This is a genomic window from Pseudomyxococcus flavus (assembly GCF_050038885.1).
GTDB lineage: Bacteria > Myxococcota > Myxococcia > Myxococcales > Myxococcaceae > Myxococcus > Myxococcus flavus.
On the sequence record NZ_CP143624.1, the window covers coordinates 7,314,651 to 7,334,596 of the forward strand.

At 65.7% G+C, this 19,946-nt stretch carries 16 protein-coding genes and 5 tRNA genes; 20 read left to right on the top strand and 1 reads right to left on the bottom strand.

Annotation, left to right across the window (positions count from 1 at the left end; all coding sequences use genetic code 11):
* Nucleotides 1–41: 41 nt before the first annotated feature.
* Nucleotides 42–692, bottom strand: coding sequence for a HEAT repeat domain-containing protein (locus VZL07_RS30390; RefSeq protein ID WP_426751442.1), 651 nt, complete (start codon nucleotides 690–692; stop codon nucleotides 42–44).
* 90 nt (nucleotides 693–782) lie between these two features.
* On the opposite strand from VZL07_RS30390, the gene VZL07_RS30395 reads away from it, so the two are divergent.
* The 20 genes from VZL07_RS30395 (at nucleotide 783) to rpoC (ending at nucleotide 19,786) form a co-directional block, all read left to right on the top strand.
* Nucleotides 783–1,175: a hypothetical protein gene (locus VZL07_RS30395; protein WP_426751443.1), complete on the top strand. Its 393-nt coding sequence runs from the start codon at nucleotides 783–785 to the stop codon at nucleotides 1,173–1,175.
* Between the two features lie 230 nt (nucleotides 1,176–1,405).
* Entirely contained in the window at nucleotides 1,406–2,665 is a 1,260-nt protein-coding gene (cglB, locus tag VZL07_RS30400; RefSeq protein ID WP_426751444.1) for an adventurous gliding motility lipoprotein CglB, read from the top strand.
* Between the two features lie 81 nt (nucleotides 2,666–2,746).
* Nucleotides 2,747–3,748, top strand: a complete 1,002-nt coding sequence (locus tag VZL07_RS30405) for an ATP-grasp domain-containing protein (RefSeq protein WP_426751445.1) — start codon at nucleotides 2,747–2,749, stop codon at nucleotides 3,746–3,748.
* A gap of 63 nt (nucleotides 3,749–3,811) precedes the next feature.
* Nucleotides 3,812–4,261: a hypothetical protein gene (locus VZL07_RS30410; RefSeq protein ID WP_426751446.1), complete on the top strand. Its 450-nt coding sequence runs from the start codon at nucleotides 3,812–3,814 to the stop codon at nucleotides 4,259–4,261.
* A gap of 6 nt (nucleotides 4,262–4,267) precedes the next feature.
* A complete protein-coding gene (rlmB, locus tag VZL07_RS30415) occupies nucleotides 4,268–5,113 on the top strand; it encodes a 23S rRNA (guanosine(2251)-2'-O)-methyltransferase RlmB (protein WP_426751447.1) in 846 nt (281 codons plus the stop codon).
* Between the two features lie 132 nt (nucleotides 5,114–5,245).
* Nucleotides 5,246–5,318, top strand: a tRNA-Thr gene (locus tag VZL07_RS30420).
* 56 nt (nucleotides 5,319–5,374) lie between these two features.
* A tRNA-Tyr gene (locus tag VZL07_RS30425) sits at nucleotides 5,375–5,458 on the top strand.
* Between the two features lie 9 nt (nucleotides 5,459–5,467).
* Nucleotides 5,468–5,543: transfer RNA gene (locus tag VZL07_RS30430), tRNA-Gly, on the top strand.
* Nucleotides 5,544–5,568: 25 nt separating this feature from the next.
* Nucleotides 5,569–5,644 (top strand) — tRNA-Thr (locus VZL07_RS30435).
* Nucleotides 5,645–5,663: 19 nt separating this feature from the next.
* Complete coding sequence (tuf, locus tag VZL07_RS30440) at nucleotides 5,664–6,854, top strand: elongation factor Tu (RefSeq protein ID WP_426751448.1); 1,191 nt, start codon at nucleotides 5,664–5,666, stop codon at nucleotides 6,852–6,854.
* 99 nt (nucleotides 6,855–6,953) lie between these two features.
* Nucleotides 6,954–7,118: a 50S ribosomal protein L33 gene (rpmG, locus tag VZL07_RS30445; RefSeq protein WP_426751449.1), complete on the top strand. Its 165-nt coding sequence runs from the start codon at nucleotides 6,954–6,956 to the stop codon at nucleotides 7,116–7,118.
* A 23-nt stretch (nucleotides 7,119–7,141) separates the two neighbouring features.
* A tRNA-Trp gene (locus VZL07_RS30450) sits at nucleotides 7,142–7,217 on the top strand.
* A gap of 100 nt (nucleotides 7,218–7,317) precedes the next feature.
* On the top strand, nucleotides 7,318–7,761 hold the full coding sequence (gene secE / locus VZL07_RS30455; protein ID WP_426751450.1) for a preprotein translocase subunit SecE: 444 nt from the start codon (nucleotides 7,318–7,320) through the stop codon (nucleotides 7,759–7,761).
* Nucleotides 7,761–8,303, top strand: a complete 543-nt coding sequence (nusG, locus tag VZL07_RS30460) for a transcription termination/antitermination protein NusG (RefSeq protein ID WP_426751451.1) — start codon at nucleotides 7,761–7,763, stop codon at nucleotides 8,301–8,303. The genes secE and nusG overlap by 1 nt, the downstream gene beginning before the upstream one ends.
* A 143-nt stretch (nucleotides 8,304–8,446) precedes the next feature.
* Nucleotides 8,447–8,893 carry a 50S ribosomal protein L11 gene (gene rplK / locus VZL07_RS30465; RefSeq protein WP_013939640.1) on the top strand — a complete coding sequence of 149 codons (447 nt, stop codon included), beginning with the start codon at nucleotides 8,447–8,449 and terminating at the stop codon, nucleotides 8,891–8,893.
* A 35-nt stretch (nucleotides 8,894–8,928) separates the two neighbouring features.
* Nucleotides 8,929–9,642 (top strand): 50S ribosomal protein L1, encoded by a 714-nt coding sequence (gene rplA / locus VZL07_RS30470; RefSeq protein ID WP_426751452.1) that lies wholly within the window; start codon nucleotides 8,929–8,931, stop codon nucleotides 9,640–9,642.
* Between the two features lie 393 nt (nucleotides 9,643–10,035).
* Nucleotides 10,036–10,557, top strand: coding sequence for a 50S ribosomal protein L10 (gene rplJ / locus VZL07_RS30475; protein ID WP_426751453.1), 522 nt, complete (start codon nucleotides 10,036–10,038; stop codon nucleotides 10,555–10,557).
* A gap of 102 nt (nucleotides 10,558–10,659) precedes the next feature.
* Nucleotides 10,660–11,031 carry a 50S ribosomal protein L7/L12 gene (gene rplL, locus VZL07_RS30480; protein ID WP_426751454.1) on the top strand — a complete coding sequence of 124 codons (372 nt, stop codon included), beginning with the start codon at nucleotides 10,660–10,662 and terminating at the stop codon, nucleotides 11,029–11,031.
* 177 nt (nucleotides 11,032–11,208) lie between these two features.
* Nucleotides 11,209–15,435 (top strand): DNA-directed RNA polymerase subunit beta, encoded by a 4,227-nt coding sequence (gene rpoB / locus VZL07_RS30485; protein WP_426751455.1) that lies wholly within the window; start codon nucleotides 11,209–11,211, stop codon nucleotides 15,433–15,435.
* A gap of 136 nt (nucleotides 15,436–15,571) precedes the next feature.
* Entirely contained in the window at nucleotides 15,572–19,786 is a 4,215-nt protein-coding gene (gene rpoC, locus VZL07_RS30490) for a DNA-directed RNA polymerase subunit beta' (protein ID WP_426751456.1), read from the top strand.
* The last annotated feature ends 160 nt before the right edge of the window (nucleotides 19,787–19,946 follow it).

Here is a 19,946-nt window from a genome sequence, read left to right on the forward strand (position 1 = left end):
CCGTGCCGACGCGAGCCCGGAGTCAGGCGTCCCGCGCTCCCTCAGGGCTCGACGAGCGTGAGGCCACGCTGGAGCGCCTCCCGGACCAGGGCGCGCTCCTCCAAGGGCAGCCGGTCCTCCAGCGCTTGCCGGGCCTCCTTCCCGCCCAGGCGTCCAAGCGCCACGGCCACGGCTTCCCGAACCTGGGTTTCCGGGTCCTGGAGGCGGGAGATGAGGGGAGGGATGGCGTCGAGCCCCAGGCACCGTCCCAGCGCTCCTGCCGCGCTCGCCCGCACCTCGGCTGGCGCCTTTGCATCCTCGAGCACCTTGCGAATGGGGGCCGCGCCTCCTGCGGGGTCCACCAGGGCCAGCGAGGTCACGGCCAGCTTCCTTCGCTCGGCGGGCACGGATGGATCCACGACGAGCGCGGACAGGACCGGAGCGGCTGCGGGGCCCAGTCGCCGCCACGCCTCTTCGGGTTGGGCGCCGGTACGCGTGGCATCGAGGAGCGCCATGACCTGGGCTTGGACGTCACCGCCCGGCGTGGGCGCGCTGGAGGCGTGAGAGGGCTCAGGTGTAGCGGGCACGATGAACCGGGCCATGCTCCCGGAGGCCACGAGCAGCACGCCGCCGAGCACCATGGGTTGCCAGGCCTGGCAGCGGGAGGACCGCGAGGGGACGGTTCCAGGGCGTGAGGGCAGGGAGGTCGTCATGGGGGCTTCCCGGTCAGGGGAGGGGGACGCCCCGGTTTATACGTCATTGGTGCCGCAACAGGACGGGAAGCCCGTTATGGTCGGCGCGTCATGGCCGGACGAGTCTTCTTCTTCCTGCAGCACGCGACGTTCGAGCCGGCCTTCCAGGCCGCCACCATGGGAATCACCGCCGCGGCCATGGGCGACGAGGTCTACTTCGTCTTCGCCTTCGATGCGCTTCGCCAGCTCGTGAGCGGCGCTTATGGCCATCCGTCGACCGAGCGTGAGCACGAGGAGGCCGCGCGCGCGAAGTCACTCGGAGTGCTGGCGCCAGCGCGGATGCTGGCGGAGGCGCGTACGCTGGGCGCGAGGCTGATCGCCTGCGACACTACGGTACGCCTCTGTGGCTACGAGCCGGACGCGCTGGAGGGCACCCTCGATGAGGTGATGGGGATGGCCTCGCTGTGGCGAATGACCGAAGGGGCACGGATTCTCACCCTGTAGTAGGTGGTCCGGGGGCCTACGTCCGCCGCGCGTGGGCACCTGTACCGTCTGGCGTGTCGGTTCTCGCTGTAACGTCGCAGTGGCATCCAAACGGTCTGGAATCAGTCTGCAGACGCTGTAGCGCCCGACGGGAATGACGCGATAACCTGTCGCTACGCCGTACCCCCATTGGAGAACCCCGGCCGCGCGGGAAGCTCCGCGTCCCCAGTAGCAGAAGGAACCCATTGCCTATGCGCTCCAAGCTGCCCCTTCTGAGTGCACTCTCTGCCGGCGCGCTCGTCCTGGCCTGCCAGACATACGACTTCGAGCCGGTGGAGCCGCTGGCCATCGCGCAGACGACGGTCGAGCAGGTCATCAACGCCCGTCAGAGCAAGCCCAACATCATGCTGTTGGTGGATACCTCTGCATCGATGACGGACCCAGTGGACCCTTCGAATCCGGCCTGCATCGTGGACTACCAAGGTTCCCCGACTCTTTGTGGCCGCGATGTGCCGTGTAATGTCGACGTCTGTCCCACTCGCTGGACGGAGTTGCAGGCGGCAGTTCCCGCGTTCCTTGAGAACAGTGGGCCATTCGTTCGCTTCGCGCTGACGACCTACCCTGAGACTCGTGGTGGGCTCACTGTCGCCGACTCGTGCCGGGAGGCAACCTCGAACGCACTGTTGAAGGGGCTGCCGGAACAGGAGGACGATGCCTCCCTTCTCGCCCATGCGAGTGAGATCAACGACATTCTTCAGGGCATCCCCAATGCGGGTGAGGGACGGCCCCTGGGTGGCACTCCGACGAGTGGAAGCCTGAACTTCGTGGGCTCACTGGAGGGGCTCCAGGATCCGAACCGGGAGAACTTCGTCATCCTGCTGACGGACGGTCTGCCGAACTGCAACAATGGGAACGTCAACGACGGCACGAACCCCGAGTTGTGCAAGTGCACCATCGAGGGCACCAACGGTTGCCAGACCTCCTCGTATCTGCGCCGTGGGTGCCTGGACATGGATGCCTCCGTGGCCGCAGTGCAGGCGCTGGAGCAGAAAGGGATTTCGACCATCGTGATCGGCTTCGGCGCGGAGACTGCCAGTGGCGAGGGCCCGGCGGTGCTGGACGCCATGGCTCGGGCGGGTGGTTTCGCTCGGGAGTGCGACGACCAGGGGTCCTGCGGCGCCGACGACACGTGCAATCCGACGACAGGCCTGTGCAACCGCTCCTTCTACCAGGCTGGGAACCAGGCTGAGCTTGCTCACGCTCTGGAGGAAATCAGTCTGGCGGTCAGGCTCCCGGAGCCCTGCCTAATCAAGCTGGAAGGTCCCGAGCGCCCGTCGGATCCCAAGCTGCTCGTGGTCTACGTGGAAGGTGAGCGCACCGCGCCGAGCGACAGCACGTGGTCGCTGACCGAGAAGGGCGTGCTCTTCACGGGAGAGACCTGTGATCGCATCCTGGCCTCCACGCCGGAGTCGCCCGTGCGGATTGAAGTGCGGGCCATCCGTCAGCGGTAGCTACGCAGTTCGCGGGGCGGCTTTACCCGGCGTGGGGCGGGGATTATAGGTCCCTCGCTCCCCGGAATGGCCGCCCCGCTCATGAAAGCCACCATCCTCTCGCGCTCCGCTTCCATTCCGTCCACCCGGCGACTCGTCGAGGTGGCGCGCGCCAGAGGGCACCGGGTGCGGGTGCTCAACCCGCTCCGCGTGCAGATGCACCTGGATGGGCGCAGCGCCACGCTCTATTACGGCCGCAAGAAGCTGGCGCCCACGGACGTCGTCCTCCCTCGCATCGCCCAGTCCATCAACAACTACGGGCTTGCCGTGGTGAACCAGTTCGGGCTCGCAGGTGTGCCGCTGGTCAACCATGCGCAGGCCATCGCGCAGTCGCGCAACAAGATGCGCTCACTGCAACTGCTGTCCGCGCACGGCATCGACATTCCGGGCACGGTCATGGCCCGAGACGCGGCGCACCTCAAGGAGATGGTGGGTCTGCTGGGAGGCGTGCCAGTCCTGGTCAAGCTGCTGCAGGGGCAGGAGAAGCACGGCGTCATGGTGTGCGAGAGCCTCCAATCCCTGGAGGCCGCGCTCGAGGCCGTGTTGGGGCTCGGCCACAACCTCGTCATGCAGGAGTACGTGAAGAGCACGGGGCTCGATGTCCGCGTGCTCGTCGTGGGCGGCGAGGCAGTGGCGGCGGTACGCCGTCGGCCACGCCCGGGGCGGTTGGCGCACACCCTCATCAAGGGGGCTCGCCTGGAGGCACACGAGCTCTCTCCCGGGCAGCGCGCCACCGCGGAAAAGGCCACGCGGCTCATCGGCCTCGAGGTGGCCGCGGTCGACTTGCTGGACGTGCAGGGACAGCCCAAGGTTTTCGAGGTGAACAGCTCGCCCGCGCTGCCCGAGATGGAGGCCGCGACCGGCGTGGACCTGGCCTCGGTCATCATTGCCCGCGCGGAAGCGCTCGTGGAGGGGGCTTCCCCCATCTCGGTGCCAGACCTGTCGCCGCCTGTCGCGCTGCCGGTTCCGGCGGCGCTGGCCATGCCCGCCACCCAGCGGAAGGGCCCCGGGCGCCGGGGGCGGACCGGGGAAGGCAGCGCGTGAAGAGAAAGACGGCCTGGGCCGTCTCAAGCGTGATACGCACCCCTCGTTTCCAGGAGACGCCCCATGCTTCACCGTCGACGCCTTTCCTCCCTGGCCGCCCTGCTGGCGGCAGTGACCTGCTCCGCGCCAGTACTGGCCGCGGATGTGGACCCCGCCTCCTTGTATGAGGTCTCCACTGACGGCACCTCGACGCAGGTCAAGGCAGGGGAGAAGGGGACCTTCGTGCTGGCCATCAAGTCGAAGGCGGGCGCTCACGTCTCAGACGAGGCACCGCTGAAGCTCGAGGTGAAGGGCACCCAGCTGACGCCAGCGAAGGAGAAGCTGTCCCTCGCGGACTCGGTGGCCAAGAAGGCGGAAGGTCAGGAGTTCGCGGACCCTCGCTTCGAGGTCCCCTTTACGGCCGCAGCGGCGGGGAAGGGCTCCGTGGACGCCAAGCTCACCTTCTTCATCTGCACGGAGAAGATCTGCGCACGCCAGCAGAAGACCTTCTCCCTTCCCGTCGAGGTCCTCTGAATCCCCATGCGTGAGCGTTCTTCCAAGGGCGGCCGCGGCGAGCGCGGGAACGACGTGCCCCCCCAGCGCACCAGCCGCGGGGAGCGTGGAGGCGGGGAAGCCTCCCGTTTCGTCTACGGTGTGAACCCCGTCCTGGAGGCGCTCCGGGCCCGTCCGGACGAGGTGGAGCGCCTGTACCTCGTGGAGGGGCAGCTCGGAGCCCGGGCCGCCGGGGAACTGCTCAGCCGGGCACGTGAGTCTGGCATCCGCGTGGAGAAGGTGACCCGCGAGCGCCTGGCCACCCTCGCCGATGGCGGTGTGCACCAAGGGGTGGTCGTCGAGCTGCGCGGGTTCAAGTACGTAGAGCTGGAGGACATCCTTGAGGCCGCGAAGTCTCGCGGTCAGGCCCCACTGGTGGTGGTGCTGGATGGAATCCAGGACCCGCACAACCTGGGCGCCATCATCCGGTCCGCGGATGCATTGGGGGCGCACGGCGTGGTGATCGCCAGGGACCGGGCGGTGCAGGTGACGGGGACGGTGGCCAAGGCCTCCGCGGGGGCGGTGGAGCACAGCCGCATCGCCCGCGTGGTGAACATCTCCAGGGCGCTGGAGGAGCTGAAGGAGGCCGGGCTATGGGTCGCCGCGGCGGATGTCGACGCCCAGGAGCCCATGTGGAGCGCCCGGCTGGATGGTCCCCTGGCGCTCGTGGTGGGCGCCGAAGGGGCCGGCGTCCGGGAAGGCGTGCTCAAGCACTGTGACTTCCGCCTCCGGATTCCGATGGCGGGGCAGGTGGGTTCACTGAATGCGTCCGTTTCTGCCGGTATTCTGTTATACGAGGTCGCCCGGCAGCGGGGCGCCGCTTCCGGCCGGTAGTCGAAGTTCGGGATCAATCTCCTTGACTTGGGCGAATGGGAATTCTAGAAGGGCGCCCCTCTCAGGGCGGTGACGGGTGGTTGACGGAGCCGCGGGTGTGGGGTAGGGCGGCAGTCGCAGTACCGGATGAGTGCCGGTGTAGCTCAGCTGGTAGAGCAACTGATTTGTAATCAGTAGGTCGCGGGTTCAAATCCCGCCGCCGGCCAGGTAGGACGGGGCCGCGGATGAGGGCCCGGGATGTGGTAGGACAAGTGAATATTCGGAGGGATACCCAAGCGGCCAAAGGGAGCAGACTGTAAATCTGCCGGCTCTACGCCTTCGATGGTTCGAATCCATCTCCCTCCACTCGGCAATGCGGGAATAGCTCAGTTGGTAGAGCGTCAGCCTTCCAAGCTGAATGTCGTGGGTTCGAGTCCCATTTCCCGCTCCAAATGTTGTAGTCACAGCATCGCCAAGCCCTGATAGCTCAGTTGGCAGAGCGCATCCTTGGTAAGGATGAGGTCACCAGTTCAATCCTGGTTCAGGGCTCCATTTATTTTTGAGGAGTGTCATGGCCAAGGAGAAGTTCGAGCGTAACAAGCCCCACGTGAACATCGGCACGATCGGACACGTGGACCACGGCAAGACGTCGCTGACCGCCGCCATCACGAAGGTGCTGGCGAAGACGGGCGGCGCCACGTTCCTGGCGTACGACATGATTGACAAGGCGCCGGAGGAGCGTGAGCGCGGAATCACCATTTCGACGGCGCACGTGGAGTACCAGACGACGAACCGGCACTATGCCCACGTCGACTGCCCGGGCCACGCCGACTACGTGAAGAACATGATTACGGGCGCGGCGCAGATGGACGGCGCCATCCTGGTGGTGTCGGCGGCGGACGGCCCGATGCCGCAGACGCGTGAGCACATCCTGCTGGCGCGCCAGGTCGGCGTTCCCTACATCGTGGTCTTCCTGAACAAGGTGGACATGCTGGACGACCCCGAGCTGCGCGAGCTCGTGGAGATGGAAGTCCGCGACCTGCTGAAGAAGTACGAGTTCCCTGGCGACACCATCCCCATTATCCCGGGCTCCGCGCTCAAGGCGCTGGAGGGTGACACCAGCGACATCGGCGAGCCGGCCATCCTGAAGCTGATGGAGGCGGTGGACAGCTACATTCCGACGCCGCAGCGCGCGACGGACAAGCCCTTCCTGATGCCGGTGGAGGACGTGTTCTCCATCTCGGGCCGCGGTACGGTGGCCACCGGCCGCGTGGAGCGCGGTGTCATCAAGGTGGGCGAGGAAGTGGAAGTCGTCGGCCTGCGTCCGACGCAGAAGACGGTCGTCACGGGCGTGGAGATGTTCCGCAAGCTGCTGGACCAGGGCATGGCAGGCGACAACATCGGCGCGCTGGTGCGTGGCCTGAAGCGCGAGGACATGGAGCGCGGCCAGGTGCTGGCCAAGCCGGGCAGCATCACCCCGCACACCAAGTTCAAGGCGCAGATTTACGTGCTGTCGAAGGAGGAGGGCGGCCGTCACACCCCGTTCTTCAAGGGGTACCGTCCGCAGTTCTACTTCCGCACCACGGACGTGACGGGCACGGTGAAGCTGCCGGACAACGTCGAAATGGTGATGCCGGGCGACAACATCGCCATCGAGGTGGAGCTGATTACCCCGGTGGCCATGGAGAAGGAGCTGCGCTTCGCCGTTCGCGAAGGCGGCCGCACGGTGGGCGCCGGCGTCGTGTCGGACATCATCGCGTAGTGTCGGGCCGGCCGTAGGGCCGCCGGGCACACTGTCCCGATTTCGAGGGGAGGGCTGCATGTGGTAGCCTTCCCCTCTCCGTATCTGATGAGGTAGGTCATGGCGAAGGGCAATCGCTCCATCATTTCGCTCGAGTGCACGGTGTGCAAGGAGCGGAACTACACGACCACGAAGAACAAGAAGAAGAGCCAGGACAAGCTCGAACTGAGCAAGTTCTGTCCTCGTTGCCGCAAGCACCAGGGCCACAAGGAAGGCAAGGTCTAGGTCGGTAGTTCAGGGAAGGTTTTAGGCCAGTAGCTCCAACGGTAGAGCAGCGGTCTCCAAATCCGCGTGTTGGGGGTTCGAATCCCTCCTGGCCTGCCAACTCTCAGTAGTCGCGGGGCCCCCGGTACCTGGAGGTGCCGGGGGTTCCTGTGTTTTCGCAGTTCCGCGAATTCGCATCCGCAGTACCTCGTGAGGCACCATGGCGACGGCATCTGAGGCCAGCCAGCAGGCTAACCGCTCGGCGATGGATCCGAAGCGGCTCGTGGTCATCTTCTACCTTCTCGCCGGCATCGTCCTGGCCCTCTTCCTGGAGCATGTCTTCGGGTTGCTCTGGGCGCGGTTCGGTTGGAGCGACCCGGTCCTCATCGAGGGCCTGGACTGGAAGGTGTCCACGCTGGTGGGCTACGTGCTGGCCGTGGGGCTGGCGGCGGGCGCGTACTTCCACCCGCGCACCCACGTGCTGTCCATCGACGTGGCTTCGGAGTTGATGAAGGTCACCTGGCCGACCTGGACGGAGACCAAGGCGTCGACCATGGCCGTGGTCGTGGCCTCGCTGGTTGCCGCCGTCGTCCTCTTCTGCATCGACACCGCCGCCTACAACCTGATGGTGGAGTGGCTGCCGACCATGTGGGGGAAGCTGTAATGGCGATGAAATGGTACGTGGTCCACACCTACTCGAACTTCGAGAACCAGGCGAAGAAGAGCCTGGAAGAGAAGGTCCGTCTGGAGGGCCTTCAGGACCAATTCGGTGAGATCCTGATCCCCATGGAGCAGGTCGTCGAAATGGTGAAGGGCGAGAAGAAGACGTCTCGCCGCAAGTTCTTCCCCGGCTACATCTTCGTGCAGATGGAGCTGAACGACCGGACGCTCCACGTGGTGAAGAACACGCCGAAGATCACGGGGTTCCCCGGGACGGCGCAGAACCAGAACCCGCTTCCCATCTCCGACCAGGAGGTGGCGCGGCTCACCTCCCAGATTTCCGAAGGCACGCTCAAGCCGAAGCCCAAGGTGCAGTTCGACGAGGGCGACACGGTGCGCGTCATCGACGGTCCGTTCGCGAACTTCAATGGCACCGTGGAAGAGGTCAACGCGGAGAAGGGCAGGGTGAAGGTGCTGGTGAGCATCTTCGGCCGCGCCACTCCCGTGGAGCTGGACTTCATGCAGGTGGAGAAGACCACCGGCTAGTTGATGCGCCGCCGTGCACCCCTGTATGGAGTGCGCGGCATCCGCGTTTCCGGCCCCCTTGTTGGGGCCGGTTCCATGGGTGGGAGGGCCTCCCCGTCTGGTGGCCCGCTCGCACCACCCACTCGAAAGGCAGTTGTCGGTCGATGAAGAAGATCACAGGTCAGGTCAAGCTGCAGATTCCCGCCGGTAAGGCGAACCCCGCTCCGCCGATCGGCCCCGCGCTCGGTCAGCAGGGCGTGAACATCATGGAGTTCTGCAAGCAGTTCAACGCGAAGACCCAGGCGGAGGCCAAGGAAGGGCTCATCATCCCGGTGGTCATCACCGTGTATGCGGACCGCTCCTTCACCTTCATCCTGAAGACCCCGCCCGCCGCCGTCCTCATCAAGAAGGCCGCCGGTCTGCACACCGAGAAGAAGAAGGGCTCGGGCGCGAAGAAGCCGGGCAAGGAGAAGGTCGGGCAGATCACCCGCGCTCAGCTCGAGGAAATCGCGAAGAAGAAGATCCAGGACACCACCGCTGCGTCGATCGAAGCCTGCATGAACACCATTGCCGGCACCGCGCGCTCCATGGGCATCGACGTCGTCGGCTAAGCCGCCGCGCCCCACTCACGACAAGGATTTCTGTCATGGCTAAGACTGGGAAGAAGTTTCGTGCGGCCGCTGCTCTGGTGGACCGCGACAAGCGCTACAGCGTCGCCGAGGGCTTCCAGCTCCTGAAGAAGACGGTGGAGGCTCGCGCCACCAAGTACGACCAGACGGTCGATGTCTCCCTCAACCTGGGCGTGGACCCGAAGCACGCGGACCAGATGGTCCGTGGCGCCGTGGTGCTCCCGCACGGCACGGGCGCCACCGTGCGTGTGGCCGTGTTCGCCAAGGGTGAGAAGGCCACCGACGCGGCCAACGCGGGCGCGGACGTGGTCGGCGCCGAGGACCTGCAGAAGCGCATCGAGGAGGGGTTCCTCGATTTCGACACCGTCATCGCCACCCCGGACATGATGGGTGTCGTCGGTCGCCTCGGTAAGGTGCTCGGTCCCCGCGGCCTGATGCCGAACCCGAAGGTCGGTACGGTGACCATGGACGTCGCGAAGGCCATCCGTGATGCCAAGGGTGGTAAGGTCGAGTTCCGCGCTGAGCGGGCCGGCATCGTCCACGCCAAGCTGGGCAAGTCCTCCTTCGAGGTGGAGAAGCTCGAGGCCAACTTCAACGCACTGGTGGACCTGGTGATGAAGCTGAAGCCGGCCGCGGCGAAGGGTGTCTACCTCCAGGGCATCGCCATTTCCTCCTCCATGGGCCCGGGCATCAAGCTCGACACCACGGAGATCAAGGCGCGCCACGGCTAGTCGTCCTGCCAACCAGACGGGTGGGTGGCCCCTGGCTTCCTGGTCAGGGCTGTCACCTGTCTGACGTCTCAGGTTCGAAAGTTCTGGATCTTTGCTGAAGCCGGGGGTATAGGCCCCCGGCTTTTGCAATTGGGGCGCCACGTCGTGAGGCGTGGTGTCCCGACACCTGGTTCATGACAGCAGGGACCTGGGTGAAGAGGGTGCATGTTCCGTTGGCAACCGGGCAACCGGGCGGACCGCGCCTTCGAACCCTGGTTCAAACGACCGGAAGGTCAGCCCTGCCGAGACTGGAGGTGCGGTGTGGTGCCTCTCGAAGGCTCCTCTCGCTCTGCCACTTTGGCCCAGGCATCACGCCCGTCCTGAAAGGCGGGCCCAGTAAGGAGGTGAGTCAAAGTGCTGAAGAGCGAGAAGGAAGAGATGATCAAGGAGCTCCACGAGAAGTTCTCGCGGACGACCTCCGCCATCGTCGCCGAGTTCACCAAGGTGGACGTGGAGACGGTGACGAAGCTCCGCAAGAAGTTCCGCGAGGGCAACGTCGAGTACAAGGTCATCAAGAACACGCTGGCGCGCCGTGCCGCGCAGGGCACGTCCGTGTCGGTCATCGCTGATGACTTCACGGGCCCCGTGGCCCTGTGCATCAGCTACGGCGACGTGGTGGCTCCCGCGAAGATCCTGGTCGAGTTCTCGAAGGACATCGAGGACAAGATCAAGATCCGCACTGCCGTCGTCGAGGGCCGCAAGGTCGACGTCGCCGGTGTGAAGGCCCTGGCGAAGCTGCCGGGTCTGCCCGAGCTCCGTGCTCAGCTGCTGGGCGTCATCAGCCAGCCCGCGAGCAAGCTGGTTCGGACCATCGCGGCTCCGGGTTCGCAGCTCGCCCGGGTCGTCCAGGCCAACGCGGACAAGGCGCAGGGGTAGTTTTCCCTCATCTGTCCGAGAAGTTTTTCTACCGCAACCTCTCCGGCCGGAACTCTCCAAAGGGGAGTTGGCCGTTAGTCGAAACCAGAAGGACACATTTCAATGGCTGACCTGAACGCGATCGTTGACCAGCTTTCCTCCCTGACCGTCCTCGAGGCGGCCGAGCTCGTGAAGCAGCTCGAGAGCAAGTGGGGCGTCTCCGCCGCCGCCGTGGCCGTGGCCGCTCCTGCGGGCGGCGCCACCGCTGCTCCCGTCGAGGAGAAGACGGAGTTCACGGTGGTGCTGGCCAACGCCGGCGCCAACAAGATCAACGTCATCAAGGAGATCCGCGCGATCACCGGCCTGGGCCTGAAGGAGGCCAAGGACTTGGTCGAGGGCGCTCCGAAGAACGTCAAGGAAGGCGTCAACAAGGACGACGCCAAGAAGATCAAGGACCAGCTCACCGCGGCTGGTGCGACCGTCGAGATCAAGTAGTTGCCACAGGGGCTGTCCGGTTTTCCGGGAAATTTCGGGCAGTCTCCTGACCGGATGTGCAGGCCGGCGCTCCCTGAGTGGGGGCGCCGGCTTTGCCCATTTGTCCGTAGCAAATTTCCCGGCGCCGCCGCGCGTTACTGAAGTTTGCCCGCCCGAGCAGTCGTCCCCGGAGCCAGAATGCCGACGCAGATCCAGAACAATTTCCGCGTGCGGAAGACCTTCGCGAAGATCGCGAAGATCATCGACATTCCCAACCTTATCAACATCCAGAAGCAGTCCTACGAGAAGTTCCTCCAGGCGGACATCGCCCCCGACAAGCGCGAGGACCTGGGACTTCAGGGCGTCTTCAAGTCGGTGTTCCCTATCCGCGACTTCAACGAGACCTCCTCGCTGGAGTTCGTCAGCTACCACCTGGAGCGCCCCAAGTACGACGTGGATGAGTGCCACCAGCGTGGCATGACCTACTCGGCGCCCATCAAGGTCGTCGTCCGCCTGGTCGTGTGGGACAAGGACGAGGAGACCGGCGCCCAGTCCATCCGTGACGTGAAGGAGCAGGAGGTCTACTTCGGCGAAATCCCGCTGATGACCCAGAACGGCACCTTCATCATCAACGGGACCGAGCGCGTCGTCGTCAGCCAGCTGCACCGCAGCCCGGGTGCCTTCTTCGACCACGACAAGGGCAAGAGCCACTCGTCTGGCAAGCTGCTCTACAACGCCCGCATCATTCCCTACCGCGGTTCGTGGATCGACTTCGAGTTCGACCACAAGGACCTGCTGTACGTGCGCATCGACCGCCGCCGCAAGCTGCCGGCCACGGTGCTCATCCGCGCGCTCGGCGCCGTCCCGGACACCGCGAAGAAGAACCCGCTGGAGTTCAAGGGCACGCCCGAGGAGATCCTCAACTACTACTACGCGACGGAGACCATCTACCTCCAGAGCGCCGAGGAGTTCGAGAAGAGCGTCGAGCTCGAGCTGCTGCCCGGTCAGCGCGCCACCCGCGACATCAAGACGAAGTCGGGCGACCTGATCGTCAAGAAGAACCGCAAGTTCACGCGCGCCGCCATCAAGAAGCTCGAGGCGGCGAAGATGAAGACGCTCCCCATCGACGCGGACGAGCTCTTCACCAAGGTGTCGGCCTACGACGTCGTCGACGAGAACTCCGGCGTGGTGCTCCTCGAGTGCAACGAGGAGGTCTCCCAGGAGAAGGTCGACGAGCTCCTGAAGCACGGCATCAAGGAGTTCAAGGTTCTCTTCATCGACAACCTCAACGTGGGGCCGTACCTGCGTGAGACGATGATGCTGGACAAGCTCGAGACCCCCGAGCAGTCCATCATGGAGATCTACCGCCGCCTGCGTCCTGGCGATCCGCCGACGCCGGAGACGGCCATCAACCTGTTCACCAACCTGTTCTTCAACCCGGAGCGCTACGACCTCTCCAAGGTCGGTCGCCTCAAGCTGAACTTCAAGTTCGGCCTGGAGGAGCCGCTCGACGGGCAGATCCTCACCAAGCGGGACATCCTCGAGGTGATCCGCTACCTGATCGATCTGAAGAACGGCAAGGGCACCATCGACGACATCGACCACCTGGGCAACCGCCGCGTCCGCGCGGTGGGCGAGCTGCTGGAGAACCAGTACCGCATCGGCCTGGTGCGCATGGAGCGGGCGATCAAGGAGCGCATGAGCCTCCAGGAGATCGAGACGCTCATGCCGCACGACCTCATCAACGCCAAGCCCGTCACGGCGGTCATCAAGGAGTTCTTCGGGTCCAGCCAGCTGTCGCAGTTCATGGACCAGAACAACCCTCTGTCCGAGGTCACGCACAAGCGCCGCCTGTCGGCGCTCGGGCCTGGCGGTCTCACCCGCGAGCGCGCGGGCTTCGAGGTGCGCGACGTGCACCCGACGCACTACGGCCGCATCTGCCCCATCGAGACGCCGGAAGGTCCGAACATCGGCCTCATCGCGTCGCTGTCCACCTACGCGCGCGTCAACGAGTTCGGCTTCGTGGAGACCCCGTACCGCAAGGTCGAGGCCGGCGTGGTGACGAACGACGTGGCCTTCTACTCCGCGCTCGAGGAGGAGAAGCACACCATCGCCCAGGCCAACGCCGAGACGGACAAGAAGGGCAAGTTCATCAACGCGCTGGTGTCCAGCCGTCGCGGCGGTGAGTTCGTCCAGGCTCGTGCCGAGGACGTGGACCTGATGGACGTGTCCCCGAACCAGCTGGTGTCGGTGGCCGCGTCGCTCATCCCGTTCCTCGAGAACGACGACGCCAACCGCGCGCTCATGGGCTCCAACATGCAGCGCCAGGCGGTTCCGCTGCTGCGCACCGCGGCGCCGCTGGTGGGCACGGGCATCGAGGCCATCGTGGCGCGCGACTCCGGCGTCACCTGCGTGGCCCGGCGCGACGGCATCGTGGAGAGCGTGGACGCCGGCCGCATCGTGGTGAAGGCGGACGTGCCGGACTCGCTCAGCGACGTCACGAGCGAGGTCGACATCTACAACCTGCTCAAGTACCAGCGCTCCAACCAGAACACCTGCCTCAACCAGAAGCCCATCATCAGCAAGGGCGACCGGGTGAAGAAGGGTGACGTCATCGCGGACGGCCCGGCCACCGAGACGGGTGAGCTGGCGCTGGGGCAGAACGTGGTCGTCGCGTTCATGCCGTGGCAGGGCTACAACTTCGAGGACTCCATCCTCATCAGCGAGCGCATCCTCAAGGACGACGTCTTCACGTCGATCCACATCGAGGAGTTCGAGTGCATCGCGCGCGACACCAAGCTGGGCAAGGAGGAGATCACCCGCGACATCCCGAACGTGGGTGAGGAGGCCCTCAAGGACCTGGACGAGAGCGGCATCATCCGCATCGGCGCCGAGGTGAAGCCCGGCGACGTGCTGGTGGGCAAGATCACCCCGAAGGGCGAGACGCAGCTCTCCCCCGAAGAGAAGCTGCTGCGCGCCATCTTCGGCGAGAAGGCCGGCGACGTGCGTGACAGCTCGCTGCGCGTGCCGCCGGGCGTGGTGGGCACCGTCATCAACGCCAAGGTGTTCAGCCGCAAGGGCGTGGAGAAGGACGAGCGCGCCAAGCAGATCGAGTCCATGGAGGAGGCCAAGTTCCTCAAGGACCAGAACGACGAGATCAAGGTCCTCCAGGACAGCGCGTTCGGCCGCATCCGCAGCCTGGTGCGTGGCAAGGAGGTCCAGGGCAAGCTCGTGGACGACAAGGGGAAGATCCTCCTGAAGAAGGGGGACATCCTCGACGACGAGCTGCTCTCCACGGTGCCCTACAAGTACTGGGGTGAGATCTCCGTCGGCGACCCGCTGGACTCCCGTCTGCGCGACATCCTCCGCAACCTGGAGGAGACGAAGGAGGCCGTGAAGCTGGCCTTCGGCGAGAAGATCGCCCGCATCAAGAAGGGCGACGAGCTGCCCCCGGGCGTCATCAAGATGGTGAAGGTGTACGTCGCCATCAAGCGCAAGCTGGCCGTGGGCGACAAGATGGCCGGCCGCCACGGCAACAAGGGCGTCGTGTCCCGCATCCTCCCCGAGGAGGACATGCCGTACCTGGAGGACGGGCGTCCGGTGGACATCGTCCTCAACCCGCTGGGCGTGCCCTCGCGCATGAACATCGGGCAGATCCTCGAGACGCACCTGGGCTGGGCGGCCAAGGGCACCGGCGAGGCGCTGCAGCGCTACGTCGAGGCCAACTGGAGCGCCGAGGCCATCAAGGAGCGCCTCAAGGTCATCTACAGCGACCCGGCGTTCGGCGAGTTCCTCGACAAGCTGAGCGAGGACGAGGTCAAGCAGCTCTGCCTGCGCTTCAAGAAGGGCATCCACGTGGCCACGCCCGTCTTCGACGGCGCGCAGGAGACGGAGATCCACGCCCTGCTGGACGAGGGCCAGCTGCCCCGCACGGGCCAGATGGTGCTCTTCGACGGGCGCACCGGTGAGCCGTTCGACCAGAACGTCACCGTGGGCGTCATGTACATGCTGAAGCTGCACCACCTGGTGGACGAGAAGATCCACGCCCGCTCCATCGGGCCCTACTCGCTCGTCACGCAGCAGCCCCTGGGCGGCAAGGCGCAGTTCGGCGGTCAGCGTCTGGGCGAGATGGAAGTCTGGGCGATGGAGGCCTACGGCGCGGCGTACACGCTGCAGGAGTTCCTCACCGTCAAGTCGGACGACGTGGTGGGCCGCACGCGCATGTACGAGGCCATCGTCAAGGGCGACAACGTCCTGGAGAGCGGCCTGCCCGAGTCGTTCAACGTGCTCCTCAAGGAGCTCCAGTCGCTCGCGCTCGACGTGGAGCTGCTGGAGAGCGCCCCGCCGGAGCGGCAGCGCAGCTTCGGAGGCGACTTCCTCGGCGGTGGTGACGGCGAGGAGCGCAAGACGGGAACCGAGGCCTGATTGCACGGAGCGCCCGCCTGACCGGCCGCCCGCCGTCCCTTGAGAGGGGCGGGCGCGGCCGGGCCGGGGCGGGGGCCCGAATCAGCTGGCGGCCCTCCTGGAAGGGGAGGGCGCCCAACGAGATTTCGGAGGCAACGTGAAGGACATTTTCAACTTCTTCGAGAAGCCGAAGGACCCGCTGTCGTTCAACGCCATCCGCATTGCGCTGGCGTCGCCCGACAAGATCCGCCAGTGGTCCCATGGCGAAGTGAAGAAGCCGGAGACGATTAACTACCGCACGTTCAAGCCGGAGCGGGACGGGCTCTTCTGCGCGCGCATCTTCGGGCCGGTGAAGGACTACGAGTGCAACTGCGGCAAGTACAAGCGCATGAAGCACCGCGGCGTGGTGTGCGAGAAGTGCGGCGTCGAGGTCATCCAGTCCAAGGTGCGCCGTGAGCGCCTGGGCCACATCACCCTGGCCACGCCGGTGGCCCACATCTGGTTCCTCAAGTCGCTGCCGAGCCGCATCGGCAACCTGCTCGACATCACGCTGAAGGAGCTGGAGAAGGTCCTCTACTGCGAGAGCTACATCGTCCTCGACCCGAAGGCGACGCCGCTGCAGAAGGGCGAGCTCATCAGCGAGGACAAGATGCACCGGCTCTTCGAGGAGCACGGTGAGGACTCGTTCACCGCCGGCATGGGCGGCGAGGCCGTCCGGGAGATGCTCAAGTCCCTGGACGTGGAGAAGCTGTCCGAAGAGCTGCGCAAGGACATGCGCGAGACCACCAGCGAGGCGAAGCGGAAGAAGTACGCCAAGCGCCTGAAGGTGGCCGAGGCGTTCCGCGCCTCCGGCAACAAGCCGGAGTGGATGATGCTGGACGTGATTCCGGTGATTCCGCCGGACCTGCGCCCGCTCGTTCCCCTCGACGGTGGCCGCTTCGCGACCTCCGACCTGAACGACCTGTACCGCCGCGTCATCAACCGCAACAACCGTCTGAAGCGCCTCCAGGAGCTCAACGCTCCGGACATCATCATCCGCAACGAGAAGCGGATGCTGCAGGAGGCCGTGGACGCGCTCTTCGACAACGGCCGCCGCGGGAAGACGATCACCGGCCCCAACAAGCGCCCGCTGAAGTCGCTGTCCGACATGCTCAAGGGCAAGCAGGGCCGGTTCCGCCAGAACCTGCTCGGCAAGCGCGTGGACTACTCGGGCCGCTCCGTCATCGTCGTGGGGCCCGAGCTGCGCCTGCACCAGTGCGGCCTGCCCAAGATCATGGCGCTCGAGCTGTTCAAGCCGTTCATCTACAACAAGCTCGAAGAGAAGGGGTACGTCACCACCATCAAGTCCGCGAAGAAGATGGTGGAGAAGGAGCGTCCCGAGGTCTGGGACATCCTCGAGGACGTCATCCGCGAGCACCCGGTGCTCCTCAACCGCGCGCCCACGCTGCACCGTCTGGGCATGCAGGCCTTCGAGCCCGTGCTGATTGAAGGCAAGGCCATCCAGCTGCACCCGCTGGTGTGCGCCGCCTTCAACGCCGACTTCGACGGCGACCAGATGGCCGTGCACGTGCCGCTCTCCATCGAGGCTCAGATGGAGGCCCGCGTGCTGATGATGTCGACGAACAACATCCTCAGCCCCGCGAACGGCAAGCCCATCATCGTCCCGACGCAGGACATGGTGCTCGGCATCTACTACATGACCCGCGCCCGCGAGTTCGCCAACGGCGAGGGCCGCGTGTTCTCCTCGCCCGACGAGGTGCGTGCCGCGTACGACCACGGCGAGGTGCACCTGCAGGCGAAGATCGTCTGCCGCATCGACGGCAAGCGCAAGGAGACCACCGTCGGCCGCGTCCTCCTGTGGGAGGTCGTCCCGCGCGCGGTGGGCTTCGACGCCATCAACAAGGTGCTCGACAAGAAGTCGCTCGGCGGCCTCATCGACCTCTGCTACCGCCTCACGGGTGAGAAGGAGACGGTGCTGCTCGCGGATCGCGTGCGCAGCCTCGGCTACTACAACGCCACCCGCGCCGGTATCTCCATCGCGCTCAAGGACATGATCATCCCTGCGAAGAAGCAGGAGTTCCTGGACTTCGCGCGCAAGGAGGTGTCGGAGATCGAGAACCAGTACCTCGAGGGTCTCATCACCGACGGCGAGCGCTACAACAAGGTCATCGATATCTGGGCGGAGATCACCGAGAAGGTCGCCCAGGAGATGATGCAGCAGATCTCCCAGGAGGAGACGACGGGCGAGCGCGACGGCAAGCGCGAGACGCGCAAGCAGCCGTCCTTCAACCCCATCTACATCATGGCCGACTCGGGCGCGCGTGGTAGCGCCCAGCAGATCCGCCAGCTGGCGGGTATGCGCGGCCTGATGGCGAAGCCGTCCGGCGAGATCATCGAGACGCCCATCACGGCCAACTTCCGTGAAGGCCTCTCCGTGCTGCAGTACTTCATCTCCACGCACGGCGCCCGCAAGGGCCTGGCGGACACGGCGCTCAAGACGGCCAACTCCGGTTACCTCACCCGCCGTCTCGTGGACGTGGCGCAGGACGCCATCATCAACGAGTACGACTGCGGCACCATGGACGGCCTGTACATCGGCGCCCTGGTGGAGGGCGGTGAGATCATCGAGCCGCTCGGCGAGCGCATCCTGGGCCGCGTGGCCCTGGACGACATCCTCGATCCCGTCACGGGCGAGGTGCTGGTGCGCGCCAACGAGGAGATCGACGAGGACCGCGTCCGCCGCATCGAGAACAGCGGCATGGACAAGGTGAAGATCCGCTCGGTGCTCACCTGCCAGGCCAAGCGCGGCATCTGCGTGGAGTGCTACGGCCGTGACCTGGCCCGCGGCCGCAAGGTGTCCGTGGGTGAGGCGGTCGGCGTCATCGCGGCGCAGTCCATCGGTGAGCCGGGTACGCAGCTCACGATGCGCACCTTCCACATCGGTGGTGCGGCGACGCGGCGCGCGGAGCAGTCCAGCCTGGAGAACCGGTACGCGGGTAGCGTGAAGTTCGCCGGCCTCATCACCGTGCAGAAGACGGACGGCACGCTGGTGGCCATGAACCGCAACGGCGAGATCGTCGTCGTGGACGACTCGGGCCGCGAGCGCGAGCGCTACCAGGTCATCTATGGCGCCCGCATCCTTGTGAAGGAAGGCCAGCGCATCGAGCCGGGCCTCCTCATGGCGGAGTGGGACCCGTTCGCCATCCCGCTGCTGACCGAGGTTGGCGGTGTCGTGCGCTACGAGGACATCATCGAAGGCGTGACGATGTCCGAGACGCTGGACGAGGTGACCGGTCTGTCGCGCAAGACGGTCATCGAGTCCAAGGACCCGGAGGCGCGTCCGCGCGTCACCATCCGCGACGCCAACGGCAACGTGAAGGACCTGCCGAGCTCCCGCAACCCGGCGAGCTACTTCCTGCCCCAGGGCTCCATCATCACCGTCAACGACGGCGATGAGATCCACCCGGGCGAGGTCATCGCCAAGGTGCCGCGCGAGACGACGAAGACCAAGGACATCACGGGCGGTCTGCCCCGCGTGGCCGAGCTCTTCGAGGCGCGCAAGCCGAAGGACGCGGCGGCGATCGCGGAGATCGACGGCGTGGTGTCGTTCGGCAAGGACACCAAGGGCAAGCGCAAGCTCATCATCACCCCCGAGGTGAATGGCGAGCAGCGCACGGACCTGGCCAAGGAGTACCTGATCTCCAAGGGCAAGAACATCAGCGTCCACTCCGGCGACCGCGTGAAGGCCGGCGAGGCGATGATGGACGGCTCGGCCAACCCGCACGACATCCTCAAGGTACTGGGCGAGAAGGAACTCGCGCGCTACCTGGTGGACGAGGTGCAGGAGGTCTACCGGCTCCAGGGCGTGAAGATTAACGACAAGCACATCGAGACCATCGTGCGGCAGATGCTGCGCCGCGTGCGCGTCACCGATGTGGGCGACACCAACTTCCTGGTCGACGAGCAGGTCGAGAAGTGGGTGTTCGAGGAGGAGAACGAGAAGGTCATGTCGGAAGGCAAGCGTCCCGCCGTCGGCGAGCCGCTGCTGCTCGGCATCACCAAGGCCTCGCTCTCCACCGAGTCGTTCATCTCGGCGTCGTCCTTCCAGGAGACCACCAAGGTGCTCACCGAGGCCGCCATCAACGGCAAGGTGGACTACCTGCGCGGCCTCAAGGAGAACGTCATCATGGGCCGGCTCATCCCCGCCGGCACGGGCCTGCCGAACTACAAGCACCTGGACATCGCGGTGGAGAGCCCCACCGACGAGGTCAACGAGATGGAGGCCGCCCTGGCCGCCACGCATGGCGACACCGGCCCCCTGAGCGCGCCGCCTGCGCGCCCCGAGGGGACCCAGACGACCGGCGCGGCCTAGTCCGCGTTCCGGCAGCGTCCAAAGCGTTCGCTTGAAGACAGCCGCCGCCTCCGGTGCTTCCACCGGGGCGGCGGTTTTCATTTGGTTATGGCTAATCGCGTTATGCGTCTGTGCTTGGCTTGACGCTCATGGCGCGCTGCGTTAGCTGTTGAACGCTGCA